The organism is Pseudomonas sp. MF5691 (genome assembly GCF_016405645.1).
GTDB classification, from domain to species: Bacteria; Pseudomonadota; Gammaproteobacteria; order Pseudomonadales; family Pseudomonadaceae; genus Aquipseudomonas; species Aquipseudomonas shahriarae.
This window is the reverse complement of record NZ_JAEKDC010000002.1, coordinates 379,050-398,625: the sequence shown is the minus strand read 5'-3', so window position 1 is coordinate 398,625 and position 19,576 is coordinate 379,050. Positions and strand designations below refer to the sequence as shown.

General features: G+C 60.2%; 17 protein-coding genes. All 17 read right to left on the bottom strand.

Annotated elements, in window-relative coordinates; genetic code table 11:
* Positions 1–333 precede the first annotated feature (333 nt).
* Positions 334–597 (bottom strand): hypothetical protein, encoded by a 264-nt coding sequence (locus JFT44_RS28585; protein ID WP_225923827.1) that lies wholly within the window; start codon positions 595–597, stop codon positions 334–336.
* A gap of 8 nt (positions 598–605) precedes the next feature.
* Positions 606–920, bottom strand: a complete 315-nt coding sequence (locus tag JFT44_RS04530) for a hypothetical protein (RefSeq protein WP_120734352.1) — start codon at positions 918–920, stop codon at positions 606–608.
* 207 nt (positions 921–1,127) lie between these two features.
* Complete coding sequence (locus JFT44_RS04525) at positions 1,128–1,394, bottom strand: barstar family protein (RefSeq protein WP_162947778.1); 267 nt, start codon at positions 1,392–1,394, stop codon at positions 1,128–1,130.
* 132 nt (positions 1,395–1,526) lie between these two features.
* Positions 1,527–1,814, bottom strand: coding sequence for a hypothetical protein (locus JFT44_RS04520; RefSeq protein WP_128593294.1), 288 nt, complete (start codon positions 1,812–1,814; stop codon positions 1,527–1,529).
* Positions 1,815–1,817: 3 nt separating this feature from the next.
* Positions 1,818–6,191 (bottom strand): RHS repeat-associated core domain-containing protein, encoded by a 4,374-nt coding sequence (locus JFT44_RS04515; protein ID WP_198830385.1) that lies wholly within the window; start codon positions 6,189–6,191, stop codon positions 1,818–1,820.
* 12 nt (positions 6,192–6,203) lie between these two features.
* Positions 6,204–6,638: a DcrB-related protein gene (locus JFT44_RS04510; RefSeq protein WP_083356086.1), complete on the bottom strand. Its 435-nt coding sequence runs from the start codon at positions 6,636–6,638 to the stop codon at positions 6,204–6,206.
* 15 nt (positions 6,639–6,653) lie between these two features.
* A complete protein-coding gene (locus JFT44_RS04505; protein WP_057961028.1) occupies positions 6,654–8,594 on the bottom strand; it encodes a type VI secretion system Vgr family protein in 1,941 nt (646 codons plus the stop codon).
* A 156-nt stretch (positions 8,595–8,750) separates the two neighbouring features.
* The gene (gene tssH, locus JFT44_RS04500) at positions 8,751–11,414 is read right to left on the bottom strand and encodes a type VI secretion system ATPase TssH (protein WP_057961027.1); all 2,664 of its coding nucleotides are present in this window, start codon (positions 11,412–11,414) and stop codon (positions 8,751–8,753) included.
* On the bottom strand, positions 11,407–12,450 hold the full coding sequence (gene tssG / locus JFT44_RS04495) for a type VI secretion system baseplate subunit TssG (RefSeq protein ID WP_057961026.1): 1,044 nt from the start codon (positions 12,448–12,450) through the stop codon (positions 11,407–11,409). The genes tssH and tssG overlap by 8 nt, the downstream gene beginning before the upstream one ends.
* On the bottom strand, positions 12,414–14,270 hold the full coding sequence (gene tssF, locus JFT44_RS04490; RefSeq protein ID WP_057961025.1) for a type VI secretion system baseplate subunit TssF: 1,857 nt from the start codon (positions 14,268–14,270) through the stop codon (positions 12,414–12,416). Before tssF ends, tssG begins: the two co-directional genes overlap by 37 nt.
* Positions 14,267–14,782: a type VI secretion system baseplate subunit TssE gene (tssE, locus tag JFT44_RS04485; protein WP_057440531.1), complete on the bottom strand. Its 516-nt coding sequence runs from the start codon at positions 14,780–14,782 to the stop codon at positions 14,267–14,269. Before tssE ends, tssF begins: the two co-directional genes overlap by 4 nt.
* Positions 14,776–15,222 (bottom strand): hypothetical protein, encoded by a 447-nt coding sequence (locus tag JFT44_RS04480; protein WP_057440530.1) that lies wholly within the window; start codon positions 15,220–15,222, stop codon positions 14,776–14,778. Before JFT44_RS04480 ends, tssE begins: the two co-directional genes overlap by 7 nt.
* The gene (locus JFT44_RS04475; RefSeq protein ID WP_120734345.1) at positions 15,219–15,659 is read right to left on the bottom strand and encodes a type VI secretion system amidase effector protein Tae4; all 441 of its coding nucleotides are present in this window, start codon (positions 15,657–15,659) and stop codon (positions 15,219–15,221) included. The genes JFT44_RS04480 and JFT44_RS04475 overlap by 4 nt, the downstream gene beginning before the upstream one ends.
* 81 nt (positions 15,660–15,740) lie before the next feature.
* Positions 15,741–16,229, bottom strand: a complete 489-nt coding sequence (locus tag JFT44_RS04470) for a type VI secretion system tube protein Hcp (RefSeq protein ID WP_029289879.1) — start codon at positions 16,227–16,229, stop codon at positions 15,741–15,743.
* Between the two features lie 147 nt (positions 16,230–16,376).
* The gene (gene tssC / locus JFT44_RS04465; protein ID WP_057440528.1) at positions 16,377–17,873 is read right to left on the bottom strand and encodes a type VI secretion system contractile sheath large subunit; all 1,497 of its coding nucleotides are present in this window, start codon (positions 17,871–17,873) and stop codon (positions 16,377–16,379) included.
* A gap of 2 nt (positions 17,874–17,875) precedes the next feature.
* Entirely contained in the window at positions 17,876–18,382 is a 507-nt protein-coding gene (tssB, locus tag JFT44_RS04460; protein WP_010168268.1) for a type VI secretion system contractile sheath small subunit, read from the bottom strand.
* A gap of 54 nt (positions 18,383–18,436) precedes the next feature.
* Positions 18,437–19,456, bottom strand: a complete 1,020-nt coding sequence (tssA, locus tag JFT44_RS04455; protein WP_057961042.1) for a type VI secretion system protein TssA — start codon at positions 19,454–19,456, stop codon at positions 18,437–18,439.
* Between the last annotated feature and the right edge of the window lie 120 nt (positions 19,457–19,576).

The window sequence follows — 19,576 nt, the reverse complement described above, 5'->3', positions numbered from 1 at the left end:
CGCCGACTGGGTTGGGTGCCCATTTTTATTTGCTCTTGAACAGCAACTGCATGCTGTACGCTGCCTTGTTTACACGTTCAAGTCCAATGTTTCTATCAGCTCGCAAGTCTTCCGGTAAATCAAAGTGCCCCATGCATTCGTTTTCCCCGATGGCTTCTCGTAGATGAGTAATTACGCGAAAAACAACATGGTCCCTTCGCCAACAGGGGGAATGCTCTATCCCCGAAAGTTGTTCTGCGGTCGCTGGATGGCTGGTACCACCCATCCAGATTCGCCTTTATAAAGGCAAATTGGATTTTGTCGTAATGGGAGTTGGGTTTTTTATACCCCGGATCACTGAAAAGTATCTTCCAGCTTGGAATGCCCGACGAGCGCAGGCTGCAGAATATCGGCCTGAATAATCGGCGCGACGTGTCTACTATCCTCGATAGAGGCAGGGATCTTTGTACAAAAATGGGCGAACACCTCGATCAAATGGCCGAGCGCTGGTGGTATGAGCTCAATGTAGCGTGCGATCACGAAGCCCGGTTCATCGTTTGCATTGACGGCCGGAAAGTAAAATAAATCGCCGGGCTTAGGTGCTGTCAGATCCGTCATGAATTGGGTTAGTCGCAATAAATAAAAACATTCAGTTTTTTGCTATAAGCACTTTGAAGGAACTTGACTAGATCTTTCAATTCGCTGGAGTTTAAGTTTTTTAACTTTGTCGCTTTTTCGATTTCAGTCACTAAAGGTAGAATTTCGCCGAATAGAATACTTGTGTCGGCGTAATAATCAGAAAATTTGTGCGTCTTTGGGAAATCTTTTCTTGGTGCTGATGCGCCCATAAGAGCGCCATGGGTAGATTCACTCAAGCAAAAAACTGGAGTGTTCTCATTAATGTCTTTCTGATTTTCTGCTGCCATAAAGTCAAGGGGCATAAAAATTTCCGTGTTGGACGGGACGAATATCACAGCACTTTATCAAATGAGGATCGTGATCTGTCAGGTTATCTCTAAATATCTTAAATAAATATTTAAGCTTTTTCCTGTGCCCGGCGGAATAATTGAGAATTTTAAGGGGCAGCGCTCAAGGAGTAAAAAGGTTAATGCGGGAGTTTCTTTGAATTGGCATTTGTAATTTACGAATTAAATGATAAGAATAAGTGATTCTGTCGTTTGTTTTTGAGCGTTCGTGATGTTTTTTGTATGAGTTGTTATTTTTCTGTTAGGTCTGAATTTATTATGGTCATACCTATCCTCGGGATAGCGTAAACCAAATAAGCAGTCAATTACTGTATCGACATTTTTGCCATAGTCCTCAGGGAACCCGATTTTTTCAGCAAGAGCTACGTACAGTTGATCCACGCCTTCTATTTTAGAAAAGTCCAGTTCAATAATCTCTTTTATATTCACAAATTTCACCTGCCAAGGTTGATTTCTATGAATGAAATCATGGGGATTTGAGTGTAATGGACTTTAAATAAAATAGTCCCGTTTTCCCCTTTGGTAAGTTTGCTCGCTTACTATCAGTTGGCCACTTTGCTCTTAAAAAGGCAAGGTGTTTTTGATGGCTGAAAGTTTCTCCACTATGGCACCTCTGCTGATTAAGTGACTCAATGCTTCATCGAGACTCGGAAATGTCAGTATTTCTTCGTTTTCATCATCTTCAATGACTTCCATTTGGGACTCGTCTATTGAGAAAAAATAGGTGTAATACAGATTGTTCTGTTTTTTTATGGCGTATTGAAATAGAAATGAGGCCCCATCTATTTCACGTCTTTCCTCGTAGCCTCGGCGTTTCCCAGCGTTGAGTGCCTCTATGAGATTGTTCATACTCTAACCTGTAATATCAATGCGGACCATTGTGCCATCGGCGCGCTTAATGTTGACGTGCGGTAGTTCACCGTGGCCTGTACCTTTCGGATCGTCGTGGCCATAAACACGACCTGTTTCTTTATTAATGGGGTAATCTTTTCTGTATCGTACTTTTCCATCTCTCTTTTTGAATTGGTCCATCTTGTTTTTCTTTCTTATACCTTGGGCGTCTTGCGATCCTATGCCTCTGACTTTTTGGCTGTTTGGAAATGCTTCTTTCAATAACTCGTTCGCTTCTTTTTTAGTTTTCACTTTTACGACGGTTTTTTGAGGGCCGTTACGCAGGGCGTCCACTTTCTTGGCGCAGGCTGCCAGGCCCAAGGGGTCTGACCACATGAATGGGTTGGGTGAGTAGGCATAGGTGTTTAGACCTCCCGCCAACCCAATCGGATCCGGCGTAGTAAACCGCCCCACATCCGGATCATAAAACCTGAACGTATTAAAATGCAGCCCCGTCTCCCGATCCAGGTACTGCCCCTGGAACCTCAGGTTCTGCTCTTCAATAAAGTAAGGCTCCCGCACCTCCTCCACGGTATTGCCCCACACCCGATAAGTCGCCTGCCACAGGGTGTGCCCATCAGCCTCGGTCAGTTGCTCCGGCAAGCCATTGAGGTCGTTGTGGTAATAGCGAATTTTTTGCAGCGCCCCGATGCCATCGACGCGGGCCAGGGGTTGGTAGCCTTCGTCTTCATAGAGGTAAAGGCTGGTCTGGCTGTGCTTTTGCTCCTGTAACAGGCGTAAACCGTCCCACATGAACTGGGTTTCGCCCAGTGGATAGCCATTGCTGTCATGTTCGGTTTTTCCGATGCGTCGGCCCAGCGGGTCGTAGGCCATGCGCACCACGCTGCCGCCTTCATTGCGCACTTCAATCAGCCGGCTTTCGGCGTCGTAGGCAAAGTATTGTACGCCACGGGCGCCGCTGCGTTTTTCGATCATCCGGCCAAAGGCATCGTAGCGGTAGCGTTTGTCCTGATAGGTCAGCAGCTTGTTATGCACCACCAGCCCGGCCCCGGACTGTGGGCCGTCCAACAGGTTGGCGGCCGCGTCGTAGGCGAAGGTTTCGCGCTGGCCGTGCAGGCTGTCCTGGCTGGCGATGACGCGGCCGGTGGCGTCGTAGTGCAGCAGTTGGCGATGCTGCGTAGAGGGTTGCTGGTCGAGCTTGCCGATCAGGTTGTCGGCGGGGTCGTATTCGAAGTGCTTCTGTACCGCCGCCGGCAACAACGCCGGCTGGCTGGTGTGGCGGCGTTGGCGCGCGCGCAGGCGGCCGCTACGGTCGTATTCGCTGCGGGTGCTGATCTGGCCTTGGGTGCGCAGGACTTCGCGGTGCAGGCGGTCGCGCTCAAAGTCACTGATGAGTTGGCCGTCGAGGTTGATCTGGTGCAGATGGCCGCTGCCGTAGTACAGGCGGTTGAGCCAGCGGCCGTCCGGCAGTTGGCTCTGGATCAGGTTGCCGAGTTCATCGTAGTGGTGCTGCAGTTCGCCGGCCGAGCTGCGTTCGGTGAGCAATTGGCCAACCGCGTCATAGGCAAAGCTCAAGGCTTGGGCATTGCCCTGCAGGTCGGTGAAGGACACGTCCGTAAGCTGGTCCAATGGATCGTAGGTGTAGTCGGTGCGGCCATCGTCGGTGGTTTTGGCGACCAGTCGGCCGACGGCATCGCGCTCCAGTCGATGCACGATAGGGGCGGGCGGCGTCTCCGGGATCACGGCCATGCCCGTGCCGTAAGGTGCCGCCAGGGCGGTCATGGTGGTGACGTTGTCCAGGCGGTCGTAGCTGTAGCGCTTGGCGCTGCCGTCGAGATCTTGCTGCTCCGTCAACCGATCCCCATCATCCCAGGCAAACCGATAACGTTCGCCGTTCTCGTTGATCAGCGCCTGCAGCCGACCAAAGCTGTCATACCCGAACTGCACCTGCCGGCCATGGGCGTCGGTGCGTTGGCGCACCTGGCCGCGACGGTTGTGTTGATAGTGTGTGGTGTGGCCGGCCGGGTCGGTGTAAGCCGTCAGTTGGCCGCTGATATCTCGCTGGTACTGCTCGCGACGACCGTCGGGTAATTGGCTGCTGAGCAGGCGGCCTTGGGCGTCATAGTGGAATTGGGTACGTTCGCCGAGGGCGTCGGTGATGACTTGCAAAAAGCCCTGTTCGTTGTAGCTGAACCGTGTCGGGTAACCCGAGCAGTCGATGTGCTCGAGCAGTTGCCCGAGCGGGTTCCAGCGCAGTTTTTTGCTTTTGCCCGTGGCGTCGATGATCTCGACGACTTGGCCATGGGCGTCATAGCGATAACGGGTGACATGGCCCAGCGGGTCAATGGCGACGGTGCAGTTGCCGCGCTGATCATAGCGGTAGCGCCAGCTGTTGCCGGCGGCGTCGGTTTGCACCAACGGCAGGGCCCAGTGCTCGAGCCATAACGTCGAGTCGCTGCGCCCCAGTGGGTCGGTTTCGCCGATGAGGTTGCCGGCCTCGTCGTAGCTGTATTCATAGCGGCCGCCCTGAGGGTCGGTGGCGTTGAGCAATTGACGCTCGTCGTTCCATTCGAACAGCCAGGTCTGGCCGAGGTTGTCACTGTAGCGGGTGATCTGGTGCTGGCTGTTCCAGTGCCGGGTGCTGACACGCTGCAAGCTGTCGGTAATGCGTGTGGTGCCGGCCAGCAGGTCATAGTCGAACCGGTAAGCATCGCCTTCATTGGTCCAGTGCTTGACCACCCGCCATTCCTGGCCATCCATCAGGGCCCACTCGTAAAAGCAGTGCAAGCCGGTGGGCAACTGGTGTTCCACCATGCGCTGCCCGGTGTTGTAGGCGAAGCGCCGTTGCACCTGGCCGCTGGCATCGCGTACCTCGGCCAGGTTGCCGATGGCGTCGTAACCATAGCTGACGAGCACTTCTCGGCGTTGATCGGGGTACACGCGCTCGATGCGGGTTACGTGGAGCGGGTCGCGGATCAGTTCGACCTGCACCAGGTCGAAGGTGTCGCGCAGCCGCACCAGGCTTCCGGCCTCGTCATAATCAAGGTAGATGCGGTTGTCGTTGCGGTCACCCAGTTGGCTCAGGCGCAATCGCGACGGGTTTGCCGGGGTGGCTTCGAACAGGCGATACACACCATCGTCGCTTTCAATCAGTAACGGCCCATCGCGGTGGCGCCGTACAGCAAGCCCTTCACCGGCACTGAACACCGCGCCGCCCAGTGGGATGGTGCCCATGTCGATGGGCCGGCCCTGTTCGTCGGTGTAGAGCAGGGTGTCGCCGCCTTCGGGGTGGGGCAGCACGTCGACGCACACTTCGTAGGGCACGCTCCAACCGGCGCCAAACAAGCTGCCTTGGCGTTCGTCGCGGCTGTTGTAGACGCGTTGCCAGTCAATCGGCAACAGACCGGGCAGGACGAAATCCAGATCGTCATCGCCGCCGAGCACCTTGGCCCCGGTGGCCGCATGTACCGGGTTCGACGAGCCCATGGCCGCGTTGGCCGCAGCACCCATGGCACTGCTGACGGCCATCGACACCGCCCCGCCAACCAGCATGCACGGCAATTTGCTGAAGAACTTGCCCTTGCCCCCCTTGAGCATCAGCAGCACTGTCACGGCCAGCCCGACCCCCGGGGTCTTGCCGCTGCGAATTTCGCGTACCACCACCGAACCGCCGCCGATGGTGACGTCGGAGGAGATCAGCCCGGAGGACACCACTTTCGCATCGCAGGTGCTGCGGTCACCGCTGCGTACCGCGGGCTGGCCGTTGATGGTCACCTTGGCCGAGCCTTCGGCCATGAACTGTGGCGGCATCGGTGGGTGCTTCATGCAAAGCACCAGGTCTTCGGGCTTGGTCTCTGTGCCTGGCGCAGGTGAAGCCACGGTGGGGCGCCACATCTGTGAGAAGAACTCGCCTGCCATGTCCAGGTAACTGGCTTCGGCTTCAGGCGCTTCTTCCGGCGCCTGCATTTCCAGCTCGGTGCCGGCCGGTGCCACATGGGAAACAACCGCCCCGGCGGCACGGGCCGAGGGGATGTTATTGGTAAACGTGTCGAAGGAACCGGTGAGGATATTGGCCTGCACCGTCGGCGGGAACAGAGCGTTGCCGATGCCCTCGCATAAATTGCTCAGGCCCTTGTCGGCCCCGCTCTTGCTCATCGCAAGCCCCACAACCACGCCCACGACCGCGCCGAGGAGGAAGCACCCCAGCCCGCCCGTGACAACCGTGATCCCGGTGGCGGCGACCACTGCAGCGGTGGCCAGCGCCGTAATCGCGATGTTCGCCGCCACCTCCAGCACGCCGCCGAGAATGTCGGCCATCATCGACGTGTGGTCCATGGCATCGCCCATTCGGGCGGCCCATAACGCGTCAGACATGCAGGATGCCCATCACGCAGGCACGTCGAACGACAACGAGTTCTTGATGATCGCCCAATGCGCCGCCTCAGCATCACCAAGCTTGTCGGCCTTTACATAACTCAAGGCAAGCATCTTGCGCGTCCCCGGCAACACCAGGGCCAACTGGTACTGGAACACCTTGTCGTTGCCCTTGTTGAACTGGCTGCGCAGCTCGATCCCTTCGACCTCCTGGGCGGCGCCCAGGCGTACCGGCACGCTGGGCAGGCAGCGCAGGTCCTGCACCTGTTTTTCCAGGCGCTTGAGCTGGTCGTCGAAGTTGCTGTGCAAGGTTTCGCCTTCCGCCAGCAAGCTGCGGCTGACGATCAGCGAAGTCCCCAGTTCCGGGAACTTGAGGATATTGATCGTCGCGTCCTGCAGCTCGCCGGCGGGCAGTTGAAACTGGAATTCGTTGATGCGGTACGTCATGGCAAACAGGTCTCGTCAGGAGCTTTTAGGCGCGGGGAACGCGGCTTTGATATTGGCGTCGATGCTGGTTTTTATGCCTTGGCCATCCGGTGTGGCGCCAGGCCCGCCGCCGTTGTTGAGGTGCAGCACGCCGCCGGTGTTGAATTCGGCGTCGCCGCTGGCGTAGAAGCTGATTTGCACGCCAGTGAGGTTGATCTGCCCGCTGGCGTTCAACTCGAGGATGCTTTCCCCGCACACCAGGCGCAGGTTTTCGCCGACCTCGATGACATAGCTCTGGCTGATGCTGTCGGTCTTCTTCTGGCCAACGGAGAGCACGTCTTCCTGCTTGACGATGCGCAGGCGGTTATTGCCAATGGTCACCGTCTCGTTATGCCCAATGCTCTTGTTGCGGTCATGCCCCACCGAGTGGCTTTCATCCACCTCCACCACGATGTCCTGATTGCGCTCGGCATGGATGTACAGCTGCTCCAGGCCCTTCTTGTCCTCCATGCGGATTTCATTGAAGTTCGCCGGGCTGCCGCCCTTGCTGGAGCGGCTTTTCATCCCGCTCTGGGTGGCGTTTTCCGGCAGGTCGTAGGGCACCGTCTGTTCGGCGTTGTACACCCGCCCGGTAATGATCGGCCGGTCCGGGTCGCCCTCAAGGAAGCTCACAATCACTTCCTGGCCGATGCGCGGGATCTGCATCGAACCCCAGTTTTTGCCGGCCCAGGATTGCGACACGCGAATCCAGCAGGAGCTGTTTTCGTTGGACTGATCGTGGCGGTCCCAATAGAAATGCACCTTTACCCGGCCATACTGGTCGGTCCAGATTTCCTCGCCCTTGGGCCCGACCACCAGTGCGGTCTGCGGGCCTTTGACGATGGGCCGGTGGGTGTTGGCCAGCGGGCGGAAGCTCTGTTGAGCGTCGATGCAGGTCAGGCTGCTGTCGAACTGCGCCGACGCCGCGCCGCCTCCGGATTCCAGGCGTTCCTGGGTGATGTAGTAGCGCGCGCCGAGGATCAGGTACTCGCGGTTCTGGTCGCGGCGGCTGAAGCCGGTGAGGCTGAACAGATGGCCGGAGCCCAGGCCCCGGGCGTTGCCGCTGAACTCCACTTGTTCGTGCAGGGTTTGCAGGGCTTCGATACGGGTGCGTGCGTAGTGTTCGCCGTCTTCGCTTTTGACGTAGGTGCCGGGGTAGTCGTACAGCGGATAGTCGCCAGCGGTGTGCGGGCGCGGCATGGCCGAGCGCACGTCGATGCTGGCGCTGGGGCGCTGAAAGTCGTAGTCGTTGAGCTCAAGGGAACCGGGCTGGACTTGCTGCACCAGGTGCCAGTTGTGCATATGGTCGCGTTCGCGCTGCTGCTCGTCCTTGGGGTAGTAGGGCACCGAGGTGTAGCCGGGCACCGTGGCGTGGGCGCCATAGGCGTCGGCCAGCACCAGCACGTGGCGGTCCTGCTCGTGACGGAAGAAGTAGTAGATGCCTTCCTGTTCCATCAGGCGGCTGACGAAATCGAAGCTGGTCTCGCGGTACTGCACGCAGTATTCCCACTCGCGATACGGTCGGCTCAGGGCATCTTCGAAGTCGGAAAAGCCCAGGTCGCGGAACACCTGCTTGATGATCTGCGGGATGCTCAGGTTCTGGAAAATCCGGCAGTCGGAGGTGCGGCTCAGCAGCCATAACCACGGGCGCAGGGTCACCTGGTAACTGGCGAACTGGCCCTGGTCGATGTTCTGGCTGCAGCGTGCGACGAGCCCATGGAAATACCGCTCGCCGCCATCCGCCAGTTGCAGGCTGACGCTCATCGGCTTGCCCAGCAACTGGTTGAGATCGATATTGGCGTCCAGCGAGTTCAGTTGCAGCTCGTAGCTGAACAGCCGCCCCAACTCTTCGTCACCGCCCATTTCATTGAGCAGCAGCACATCCGGCCCCAGGGGGCTGGTGATCTTGGCCAGGCGTGAGGCTTGGTTGAAAAGCATCGGTTGTCCCGTAAGTGTCTTAATAACTGAAGAAACCGAATCCGATGTGGGAGCGGGCTTGCTCGCGAATGCGGTGTATCAGTTGATACATCCGGCGACTGACTCACCGTATTCGCGAGCAAGCCCGCTCCCACATTTGGATTGCACTTCGTCAGGTTATTCGGTGTCGCTGAAGGTGTAGTGCAATTCGTTATCCCGCGTGCCGATCCGCACCCCCGCCAGTGCCTTACCTTCGAGCATGCGCGTGAGGAACTCGCGGCTCATGTCCGGCAGCAGGCTGTTGGTGAGGATGGTGTCGATCATCCGCCCGCCGCTTTCGGTTTCGGTGCAGCGCGAGACGATCAGGTCGATCACCGCGTCGTCGTAGTCGAACGCGACTTTGTGGGTGTTCTCTACACGCTTCTTGATGCGGTCCAGTTGCAGGCGGGTGATCGCCTTGAGCATCACGTCGCTGAGTGGGTAATACGGAATCGTCACCAGGCGCCCGAGCAGGGCCGGCGGGAAGATTTCCAGTAGTGGCTGGCGCAGGGCCTTGGCGATGTCCTCCGGGTCGGGCACGTTTGCCGGGTCTTTGCAGACGTGGGAAATCAGCTCGGTGCCGGCGTTGGTGGTCAGCAGGATCAAGGTGTTCTTGAAGTCGATCACCCGGCCTTCGCCGTCCTCCATCACGCCCTTGTCGAAGACCTGGAAGAAAATCTCATGCACGTCCGGGTGAGCCTTTTCCACTTCGTCCAGCAGCACCACGCTGTAGGGTTTGCGCCGCACGGCTTCGGTCAGCACGCCGCCTTCGCCATAACCGATATAGCCCGGTGGCGCACCTTTGAGGGTCGACACGGTATGGGCTTCCTGGAACTCGCTCATGTTGATGGTGATCACGTTCTGCTCGCCGCCGTACATGGCTTCGGCCAGGGCCAGGGCGGTTTCGGTCTTGCCCACGCCGGAGGTGCCGGCCAGCATGAACACGCCAATCGGCTTGCTCGGGTTGTCGAGGCCGGCGCGGGAGGTCTGGATGCGCTTGGCGATCATCTGCAACGCGTGGTCCTGGCCGATGATGCGTTTCTTCAGGTGCTGGTCGAGGTTGAGCACCGTCTCCAGTTCATTGCGCGCCATACGGCCCACCGGGATGCCGGTCCAGTCGGCAACCACCGAGGCCACGGCCTGGTAATCCACGGTCGGCAGGATCAGCGGGGTTTCGCCTTGCAGGGCGCTGAGGCGCTGTTGCAGGTCCACCAGTTGTGCGCGCAACTCGTCGTTGCCGCTGTCGACAGCGCCAGCCTTCTCGCGCAGGGTCGCCCGGGTGGCGAGCAGCTCGTCCACCAGGGTTTTCTCGTCGGCCCAGCGGCTTTCCAGCGTTGCCAGGCGCTCGCGCTCGGCGCTCAGCAAGGCTTCGCTATTGCTCTGGCGTGCACCAATGGCGATGCCGATCGCATGCTCACGGGCGATGATTTGCAGCTCGGTTTCCAGGGCTTCGATACGGCGGCGACTGTCGTCCACCTCGGCCGGCACTGCGTGGAGGCTGATGGCGACGCGGGCGCAGGCGGTGTCCAGCAGGCTCACCGATTTATCCGGCAACTGGCGTGCCGGGATATAGCGGTGGGACAGCTTCACCGAGGCTTCCAGGGCTTCATCGAGGATCTGCACCTGGTGGTGTTTTTCCATGGTCGAGGCCACGCCGCGCATCATCAGCAGCGCCTTGTCTTCCGACGGCTCGGCCACTTGCACTACCTGGAAGCGGCGGGTCAGGGCCGGGTCTTTCTCGATGTGCTTCTTGTACTCGGCCCAGGTGGTGGCCGCCACCGTGCGCAAGGTGCCACGGGCCAGGGCCGGCTTGAGCAGGTTGGCTGCATCACCGGTGCCGGCGGCGCCACCGGCACCGACCAGGGTGTGGGCTTCGTCGATAAACAGGATGATCGGTTTTGGCGAGGCCTGGACGTCTTCGATGACCTGGCGCAGGCGCTGTTCGAATTCGCCTTTCATGCTGGCGCCAGCTTGCAGCAGGCCCACATCCAGGCTGCGCAGTTCTACGTCCTTCAACGCCGGCGGCACGTCGCCGGCGACGATGCGCAGGGCAAAACCTTCGACCACCGCCGTCTTGCCCACCCCGGCCTCACCGGTGAGGATCGGGTTGTTCTGGCGTCGACGCATCAGGATATCCACCAGTTGCCGAATTTCTTCGTCACGCCCCACGATCGGGTCGAGCTTGCCGCTGCGCGCCTGCTCGGTGAGGTCAACGGTGAAACGCTTGAGAGCTTCCTGCTTGCCCATGGCACTCGGCGCCATGGCGCCGCTGGCTTCGCCCGGCACGGCACCGGCGTTGAAACCGTCACTGGCGCTCAGGGCGTTTTCCGGCGAATCACCGACATATTCATCAAAGCGCTCGCTCAGGGCCTCGGCCTTGATCTTGTCGAACTCCCCCGACAAACCCAGCAGCGCATGCCGCAGGCTCGGCGTCTTCAGAATGCCCAGCACCAGGTAGCCGGTACGCACCTGGCTTTCGCCAAACATCAGGCTGCCGTACACCCAGCCGCGCTCTACTGCTTCTTCCACGTGGGACGACAGGTCGGTGATCGAGGTCGAGCCACGGGGCAGGCGGTCCAGGGCTTCGGTGAGGTCGCGGGCCAGGCGCGCCGGCTCGACGTTGAACTGGCGGATGATGCGATGCAGGTCCGAGTCCTGCAGTTGCAGCAACTGGTGAAACCAGTGGGCCAGCTCCACGTAGGGGTTACCGCGCAATTTGCAGAACACCGTGGCGGCTTCGATGGCCTTGTAGGCCACGCTGTTGAGTTTGCCGAACAGTGCGGCGCGACTGATTTCACCCATGCTCTGAATTCCTTGAGGTGGTGGCCTGATCGGCGTAATGCCGGGCCAGGATTAGGTCGTTGGCGTCGTGCCCGGGTTGGCCGAGCCACGTGTTGAAGCCCAGGCGGAACTGGCCGTTGAGTTGCAGCGCCGGGACTTCGGGTTGTTGCAGAACCAGGTTCAAGTCCCAGTCCAGTTCATGGCCCAGGTATTCGGCAACCCAGGCCACAAGCTCGTTGAACGGCTGGCTGCCGGGCAACATGCCCATGTAGTCGTCCAGCATGAGCGGGCCCAGGCGGATGCGAAATTTATGCTGGCGGTCCCACACATGGCTGCCCAGGCAGAAGTCCACGCCCAACTGATTGGCGCTGACGCTGACCCGGCTGCGCTCTGGCAGCTCCAGCCATTGGCCGACGTACTCTTCAATCTCCACCGGCAGGCCGAAATACTCGCCGAGAATCGCCTTCAGGCCGTCCGGGTAGCGGGTTTGTGCCGAGAGGTGGCCGCTGTAATGCAGCTTTGCGGTGTCGGGGATCAGGCCCTGGTCGAGCAGGCTGGGCATGCCCCGGCCACTCAAGGCGGCGAGGCGTGCGGACCAGTAATCATCGTCGGGCCGATCATGGCTGACGGTCGGCCGCGCTTCGGCCCAGGCCCGGTAGAACAGGGTCAGCAGGCGGTGGTGGAACACATCAAGGAAGCGCTTGCTGGTGCTGTCGGCGTTGTTGCGCTGGCGTTCGCGCACGTATTCGGTGATGTGCAGCGGCAGCGGACCATTGGGGCCGCCGAGGCCAAAAAAGAACTGCTCCAGGCGCGCAGGCGTGCCGTCGGCGCCGGGCGCTACCGACGCCAGGGTGGCCGGGGCGAAGGTGCAATCGGCCTGTTGTCCGAGGCGCAACGGGTCATCGGCCAGGCGCAGGGAATGGCCCAGGCGCGGCAAGTCTGGCGATTCGCACTCGATACGGCGCAGCGCCTGGAAGAAGTCATATTCCCAGGGCTCCTGGTGCATCGCCTCCAGGGTACTCACAGGGTCGGACGACGTCCGGGCTTGGCTTTCCATCGCATGATCTCGCCGCGTTCGGTGGTACGGATCACCGTCTCGGTAAAACTGTTGATCGACACATAACGCGCCAGGAACCGTTCCAGTACCGCACCGAGCAGGAACACGCCGGTGCCGCGAAACGCGTTTTCATCAAATTCCAGGGTGATCTCCAGGCCACGACCAAACACGATCGGGCCGGGCATCGGCAGGCGGCGGGTCACCGCTTTGCTGCTGACCTCGCGCAGGCCTTCGATCTGCAGTTGCAGGGCGGCGTCGTTGCTGTCGCCATACAGGCGCAGCAGTTCACGCAACGCGGCGGCGCCCTGGCCCTCGCTGAGGGACAGGTAGTTGAGCGACAACTGGCTGATCAGCCGCCAGGCCTTGGCATCATGGGCGTGGCTGGCGCGCGGACGGCTGGGTCCGGCGACGCAGCGCACGGCCAGCACCGGGGCGCTGTCGGACAGGGTGAAGTCAGTCTTGCCGTTGCCCACACTCATGAACAGCGGCAGGTCGCGGTTGGTGCACAGCGCGGTCACGCCCAGTTGGCGCAGGTCGTGGCGGTAGGGCGCCTGCTGACTGTCGACCAGGCTGACAAAGGTCTCGCTGCCCACATACGTGGAGCGCGGGCCATTGCGCCGCTGGTCGCTGGATAGCACGCGCGGCTCGCGGCGCACGCTGTAATAACTCTGGTCGCGGCCGTAGCGCGACGGATCGCGCACGGCGTAGAACGGCAAAAAGGCTTGTTCCGGCCCGGTGCCATGGCCGGTGATGCCGCTCAGGGAGTGAATCTCGAAGTCCATGGGCCGGGTGCGGTCGGCAATCACATGGTGCTCGTTGACCCGTTCGGACAGGTGAATCCGGTCCACGCGCTTGGGGAACAGGTTGATCGCCGGGGTGCAGAACGGCACGAATTGCGCGGCCCCCACACTGCCTTCCAGGCTCGGGTCGTGGCGGTCGAACAGCACGATCAACTCCAACTCCTGGCCATCGCAGCGTCGTACCGCGCGGCTCAGTTCAGCGAACTCGACGAACAGGTAGCGATGGGGCAGGGCGAAGTATTCCTGCAACAGGCGATAACCCTGGAACGCCCGCGATACCACTGGCATCGCCGCCTCGGCGTCGTCGAACCCGCGCGGACGCAGTGCGTCCTGTGGCAGACGCTCCACCCAGTCACCGCCGGGCTGGCGCGCAAACACCGCGCAAACATTGCCGAGCAACTGCTCGTAGAGGCGGAACGGTTGCTCATCGGCGCCGCTCAGGTACAGCGGCAGGCTGTCCAGGGCCAGGCTGTTGAAGGGCAGCTCGGCGCCGGTACGCAAGGTCAGGCGCAAACCGGCCTTGGCCTTGGGTTCGCTGGCGGCCAGGCGCCCGAGCACGGCGGACGGGTTGCCGAAGTAATCGGCCTGGCTGACCTGCAACGGCCACAGCATCACTGGGTGCGCGGTGCGGTACTCGCAGCAGGTCTGGGTTTCGCGGCCCAGGGCGGCACGCAATACGGTGTCGCGAGGCAGTGGAAAGCCGCTGGCCAGGGAGCCCTCATCGGGATCGGCCTGCAGCTGCACCACGGTCATCGACGGGGTCGGCGCCAGGTAGTGCGGGTAGGCGATTTCCAGCAGATTGTGGGTGAAGGTCGGGTACTCGGCATCGAGCTTGAGCTGCACCCGGGCGGTGAGATAAGCGAAGCCTTCGAGCAAACGCTCGACGTACGGGTCGGCGCAGTCCATGCCGGACAGGGTCAGCCGGCTGGCGATCTTCGGGTATTCCTTGGCGAACTCCGCAGCGCTCTCGCGCACATGGTGCAGTTCCTGGTTGTACAGCTCCAGCAGGCGCGGGTTCATGGGCGTCTCCGCTGGTCGGCATTGACCACGCGTACATGGCCGGACTCCAGGTCCAGGTCGGTCTGCAGCAGCAGGCGCAAGGGCACCGGCTGCGCCCACAGGTCGCCTTCGATCTCGAAACTCAGGGCGTTGTGATTCATCTCGCCATGGGCCACGCGCGCCTTGACCCGCAGGGTGTGGCGCAGGATGCGCGGCTCGAAGGTGGCAATCGCCTGGTAGATCAGGGCTTCCAGAGCATTGATATCGACACTCGATGCACTGTTGCCCGCCAGCGCCGGCAGGCCGTAATTAATCACCGACGTCCCCGCCGGGGTGTGCAACGTGGCATCGGCGCTGAGCAGCGACGTGGTATTGAGCAGCCACGCCAGGTCCCGCAGCACCGAGGCTTTGAGCTGGGTCAGGGACAGCACGCGCTTGTCCGCGCTTTCCTTGGGATTGCTCGGCTCGTCGTCGGTCAACCGGTCCAACAGGGACGGTTGCAGGCGGTCGCGGGTGGCGATTTCGGTTACCACGTAAAAAATGCCACGAAGTTTTTCTGGTCCATAGCACCAAGCAAACAATGACCGCTTTCGGCAACCATAGACGCCTCCAAGCGACCCTCAATATGTCTGATGGCCTGATACTGAGAGCGACACTCCTGGCTCGGTGCAGGTTCTGGTGCAAAGTGCTGCACAATGATGATCTGTGCATTGTTAAAACTCTCGACCCTTGGTTGGCCATTGCGGTCGATGCTCAGATGGCAAGGCCAAGGCATATCCAGAGTCAACAGGCTCTGGTCGGGCTTACGCAATGCACAGCGTTGTGCATGACTTTCCAAGGTCAGTCGTTGACCTCCAACCACCACCTCGGGGTTGGATTGGGTGGCGTCGATTTGTTCAGCTTGCTCCGCACAGGCATTCAGGCTCAACAGCACGCTCATTGACAGTATGCATTGCAGGGTGCGTGTGATCATTTCAACTCCCAGAACCAGACCTGTCGGGATCGGTGCGCCTGGTCGGCAAAGTCACCCGTTACTGAGCCTCGGTTCCATAGGTCAATATGGTCGCCGGTACGTGCTTCCAGAGATTGTCCCATCCGGGCAAAACAATCTTTGAAGAAAATAATCCCGGTTTTTTGGTAAAGCGTACGACGGTCCTCGGCGCTGCCCGTAAGAATGGTTGGGCGACCGAGATGATGACGCCACAGCCAGTTAGCCAATGACTCCGCGCCTCGGGCGTGGTCATGCGCGCACTTGGGTTCGCTATAGGTCGATTTGTTTACCTTGATGGTTTTTTCGGCGTTAAGCGTGATGCTCATACGGATGGCGCATTGATTGTCCCAAGGGCCGTCGCAGGGTGTTGGCGTTGTGGGGTAGTTTGCCCACAAATTAATAAACGAAGGTTTGGCCATGACTCAGACACCGAAAAGAGGAAGGTCGAAATTCGAGCAAGCACCAAAATCCCCCGGCGTGTGGCGCCGGGGGGCTTCGTATCAACGCTTGGTGTTGGAACGGATATTCCAGCCGAACTTGATCGGGCCGCCGTCCTTGGTGCCGTCGGCTTTCTGCGGCTGGTAGTCGACCATCACCTGGGCAAAGTTCAGGGTGACGTTTTCGGTCAGGCGATCATCGCTGCCCGAACCGCCGGTGCTCAGGGAGGTGATCAGTACTTCTTCGAGGTTGATGATCATGTACTCGACCTGGCTTTCGCCGCCGGCCTTGCGCACGGTCAGCTTGACCTTGTCGATGTGCTTGCCGCTGGCGCAATGCATCATCAGGTTAGGCGAAGCCTTGTCCACGTACTTGGTCAGCGACAGGTCCTGGATATTCACCTTACCCGCACCGCCGCCACTGCCAACGTGCATGTTGCCGGACTGGGCCATGCCCCAGCTCCAGTTCAGCACGTCGATTTCGTCCTTGTGGGCCTTGTCCATGGACTCGCCCTTGATGTCGCCGATCTTGATGAAAATATCAACAGCCATGTTTTCTCCCTGTGTGGCACGGGCCACTTGATTTGGTGATCGTTCCCACGCTCTGCGTGGTAACGCATCCTGTGACGCTCTGCGTCACCGGGACGCCGAGCATCCCGGGCGGCATTCCCACGCGGAGCGTGGGAACGAGCGAATGACTTACGCGCTTTTTGCCGAAGGCAGTTTCGATACCAGGCGCAGCGACACGGTCAGCCCTTCGAGCTGGTAGTGCGGACGCAGGTAGAACTTGGAGTTGTAGTACCCCGGGTTGCCTTCGACGTCTTCCACGATCACTTCCGCCGCAGCCAATGGGTGCTGGGCCTTGGTGGTTTCGGTGGAGTGCGCCGGATCGCCGTCGACGTAGTTGAGGATCCAGTCCTGCAACCAGCGCTGCATCTCGTCCTTCTCTTTGAAGGAACCGATCTTGTCGCGCACGATGCACTTCAGGTAGTGGGCGAAACGGCAGGTGGCGAACAGGTACGGCAGGCGCGCGGCCAGGTTGGCGTTGGCGGTGGCGTCTGGGTCGTCGTATTCGGCCGGTTTCTGCAACGACTGGGCGCCGATGAACGCGGCGAAGTCGGTGTTTTTCTTGTGCAGCAGTGGCATGAAACCGTTCTTCGCCAGCTCTGCTTCACGGCGGTCGCTGATGGCGATTTCGGTCGGGCACTTCATGTCCACACCACCGTCATCGGTGGGGAAGGTGTGGGCCGGCAGGTTTTCCACTTCGCCGCCAGATTCCACGCCACGGATGCGCGAGCACCAGCCGTAGTGCTTGAACGAACGGTTGATGTTCACCGCCATCGCGTACGCGGCGTTGGCCCAGGTGTACTTCGAGCTGTCGGCGCCGTCGGTGTTTTCTTCGAAGGCGAAGGCTTCCACCGGGTCAGTCTTGGCGCCATACGGCAGGCGTGCCAGGAAACGCGGCATGGTCAGGCCGATGTAGCGCGAGTCTTCCGATTCGCGCAGCGAGCGCCAGCCGGCGTATTCCGGGGTGGTGAAGATCTTGGTCAGGTCACGCGGGTTCGACAGTTCCTGCCACGAGCCCATGCCCATCACGGTCGGCGATGCAGCTGCGATGAACGGTGAGTGCATCGCGGCGCAGACTTTCGACAGCTCGCCCAACAGTTCCACGTCAGGTGGCGACTGGTCGAAGTAGTAATCGCCCACCAGGCAACCGTAAGGTTCGCCGCCGAACTGGCCGTATTCTTCTTCGTACATCTTCTTGAAGATCGGGCTCTGGTCCCACGCGGTGCCCTTGAATTTCTTCAGGGTCTTGTGCAGGTCAGTCTTGGAGATATTGAGCACGCGAATCTTCAGCTGCTCGTCGCTCTCGGTGTTGTTGACCAGGTAGTGCAGGCCACGCCAGGCGCTTTCCAGCTGCTGGAAATCCGGGTGATGAATCACCTGGTTGACCTGGGCGGTGAGCTTGGCGTCGATGGCGGCGATGATCGACTCGATCGACTTGATCGCGTCGTTGGAGACCAGGTCGGTTTGCGCCAGGGCCTGCTCGGCCAGGGTGCGCACGGCCGTCTCGACGGCTTCGCGGGCACGCTCGGTCTTGGGCTTGAATTCTTGCAGCAACAGCGAGGCGAACTCACTGGTTTCTTCGGTGGCGCCCAGGTTCTGTGCGCCTTCGCGGGCGGTATTCTCGCTCATGATTACTGGTCCCCAGCAGGTTTTGGCGCGCTCGCAAGGGCCTGCAGCAGTGCCGGGTCCTTGATCGCCTTCATGATGATTTCTTCAGCGCCAGTCTTGCCGTCCATGTAGGTCAGCAGGTTGGCCAGCTGGGTACGCGCTTCGAGCAGCTTGTTCAGCGAGTCGACCTTGCGCGCCACGGCAGCCGGGCTGAAGTCGTCCATGCTTTCAAAGGTGATGTCCAGGCTCAGGTTGCCTTCGCCGGTCAGCTCGTTGGGTACGTGGAAGGCTACGCGCGGCTGCATGGCCTTGAGGCGTGAGTCGAAGTTGTCGACGTCCACTTCAAGGAACTTGCGATCAGCGACCGGCGCCAGAGGCTCGGCGGGCTTGCCGGCGAGGTCGGCCATCACACCCATCACGAAGGGCAGTTGGACCTTTTTCTCGGCGCCGTAAAGCTCGACGTCGTACTCGATCTGCACTCGAGGCGCGCGGTTGCGCGCGATGAATTTCTGAGAACTTTGCTTCGCCACGTTGCTGCTCCTGGTCGCTTGAGCGACGGTGTTGTTACTGCTCAGTCGGGCGGCTTACTCGCCGTCCGGGCCGCGCAGGTTTTCAAATTGGGACATGCCGTCGGGAATCAGATTGCGCACGATGGTCGCGAAATCGGCGTGCACCAGATTTTTCGCCCGGTTCAACAGCACCGGCAACGGGCTGGAAGGCTCGTGCCGGGTGTAGTACGCAAGGATTCGGTCCAGGTCGCGCAGCACCTCATCGCGGCTGGCGATGTCGCCAGTATTGCGGGGTGCGGCAGGGGCGGCGGCGTGTTCGACCGAGGCGTGGCTGTCGTCACTGACAACTTCGGGTTCACGGCTGTCGCCGCTCTGCGCAGCGAACTGGCTGAAAATCTGCAGGGCCTGCTTGAGCAGGTGTTTCAGCGCGCCGAGGTCTACGCCCTGGGCGGAACCGACTTGCTCGCTGACGTGTTTTTCAATGGTTTCACAGGCCGCACGGGCCTCGACGAGGGCTGCGTGGGTGGCTTGCAGCTGCTCTGGATCACTGTCGAGGAAGGCTCCGGCCAGTTGCTCGGTACCAAGGGTTTCGCCGGGGAAACTTTGCAGGCCGCTGGCGTTCAGGGCGCCACGCAGGCTCACGGGGCCAAACGCCCGCGAGCGCGTGAGGACACTTTCGCGCAGCAGGCGGATGTTCGTGTCGCAGGTCATTCCCGCGAGGGCGTTGATGCGTACGGTGGGGTCGTTGTGGTCATCGGCATCCAGGCGTGGATGCAGATCGGCCCAGTACTGCTGGAGCAGTTCACTGATCAGGGTCAGGACGCTGGCCAGCCCGCCAACACCTTGCAGGGCGAGGGAGCTTTGCAGCAAAAAATGAGTGATGCGCAGGTCTTTGCTGCGCTGCAGCAAGTCCAGGCACTGTTGCTGGATGCTGCGCCAGTCTGGCGGCTCGGCGGGCAAAATGGCGTCGCCCATGCTGCGCTCAGGTTGACCCTGGGCAGCACGTTCCAAGTGCAGGAAATCCGCGTCATATTCCAAGTCTTCGCCACACGGCGAAGTCGCGGAAACAGCGGTGAGCAGCAGCGGCACATCCACCAAATTCGATCTCCATATCGGCCCTTTAGTCTTGGGCAATTCATGCGTTAGTTGCGCGGCTAGTTGCGCAATTTATCGGCATGTTTTCCTGGTCAGGTCAGCGCACTGATTTCAGTGTGC

Excerpts from the sequence above, each read along its gene's own strand:
- JFT44_RS28585 (WP_225923827.1), bottom strand. The coding sequence starts at position 597 with ATGACGGATCTGACAGCACCTAAGCCCGGCGATTTATTTTACTTTCCG.
- JFT44_RS04530 (WP_120734352.1), bottom strand. The coding sequence starts at position 920 with ATGCCCCTTGACTTTATGGCAGCAGAAAATCAGAAAGACATTAATGAG.
- JFT44_RS04520 (WP_128593294.1), bottom strand. The coding sequence starts at position 1,814 with ATGAACAATCTCATAGAGGCACTCAACGCTGGGAAACGCCGAGGCTAC.
- JFT44_RS04515 (WP_198830385.1), bottom strand. The coding sequence starts at position 6,191 with ATGTCTGACGCGTTATGGGCCGCCCGAATGGGCGATGCCATGGACCAC.
- JFT44_RS04510 (WP_083356086.1), bottom strand. The coding sequence starts at position 6,638 with ATGACGTACCGCATCAACGAATTCCAGTTTCAACTGCCCGCCGGCGAG.
- JFT44_RS04505 (WP_057961028.1), bottom strand. The coding sequence starts at position 8,594 with ATGCTTTTCAACCAAGCCTCACGCCTGGCCAAGATCACCAGCCCCCTG.
- tssH (WP_057961027.1), bottom strand. The coding sequence starts at position 11,414 with ATGGGTGAAATCAGTCGCGCCGCACTGTTCGGCAAACTCAACAGCGTG.
- tssG (WP_057961026.1), bottom strand. The coding sequence starts at position 12,450 with ATGGAAAGCCAAGCCCGGACGTCGTCCGACCCTGTGAGTACCCTGGAG.
- tssF (WP_057961025.1), bottom strand. The coding sequence starts at position 14,270 with ATGAACCCGCGCCTGCTGGAGCTGTACAACCAGGAACTGCACCATGTG.
- JFT44_RS04480 (WP_057440530.1), bottom strand. The coding sequence starts at position 15,222 with ATGATCACACGCACCCTGCAATGCATACTGTCAATGAGCGTGCTGTTG.
- JFT44_RS04475 (WP_120734345.1), bottom strand. The coding sequence starts at position 15,659 with ATGGCCAAACCTTCGTTTATTAATTTGTGGGCAAACTACCCCACAACG.
- JFT44_RS04470 (WP_029289879.1), bottom strand. The coding sequence starts at position 16,229 with ATGGCTGTTGATATTTTCATCAAGATCGGCGACATCAAGGGCGAGTCC.
- tssC (WP_057440528.1), bottom strand. The coding sequence starts at position 17,873 with ATGAGCGAGAATACCGCCCGCGAAGGCGCACAGAACCTGGGCGCCACC.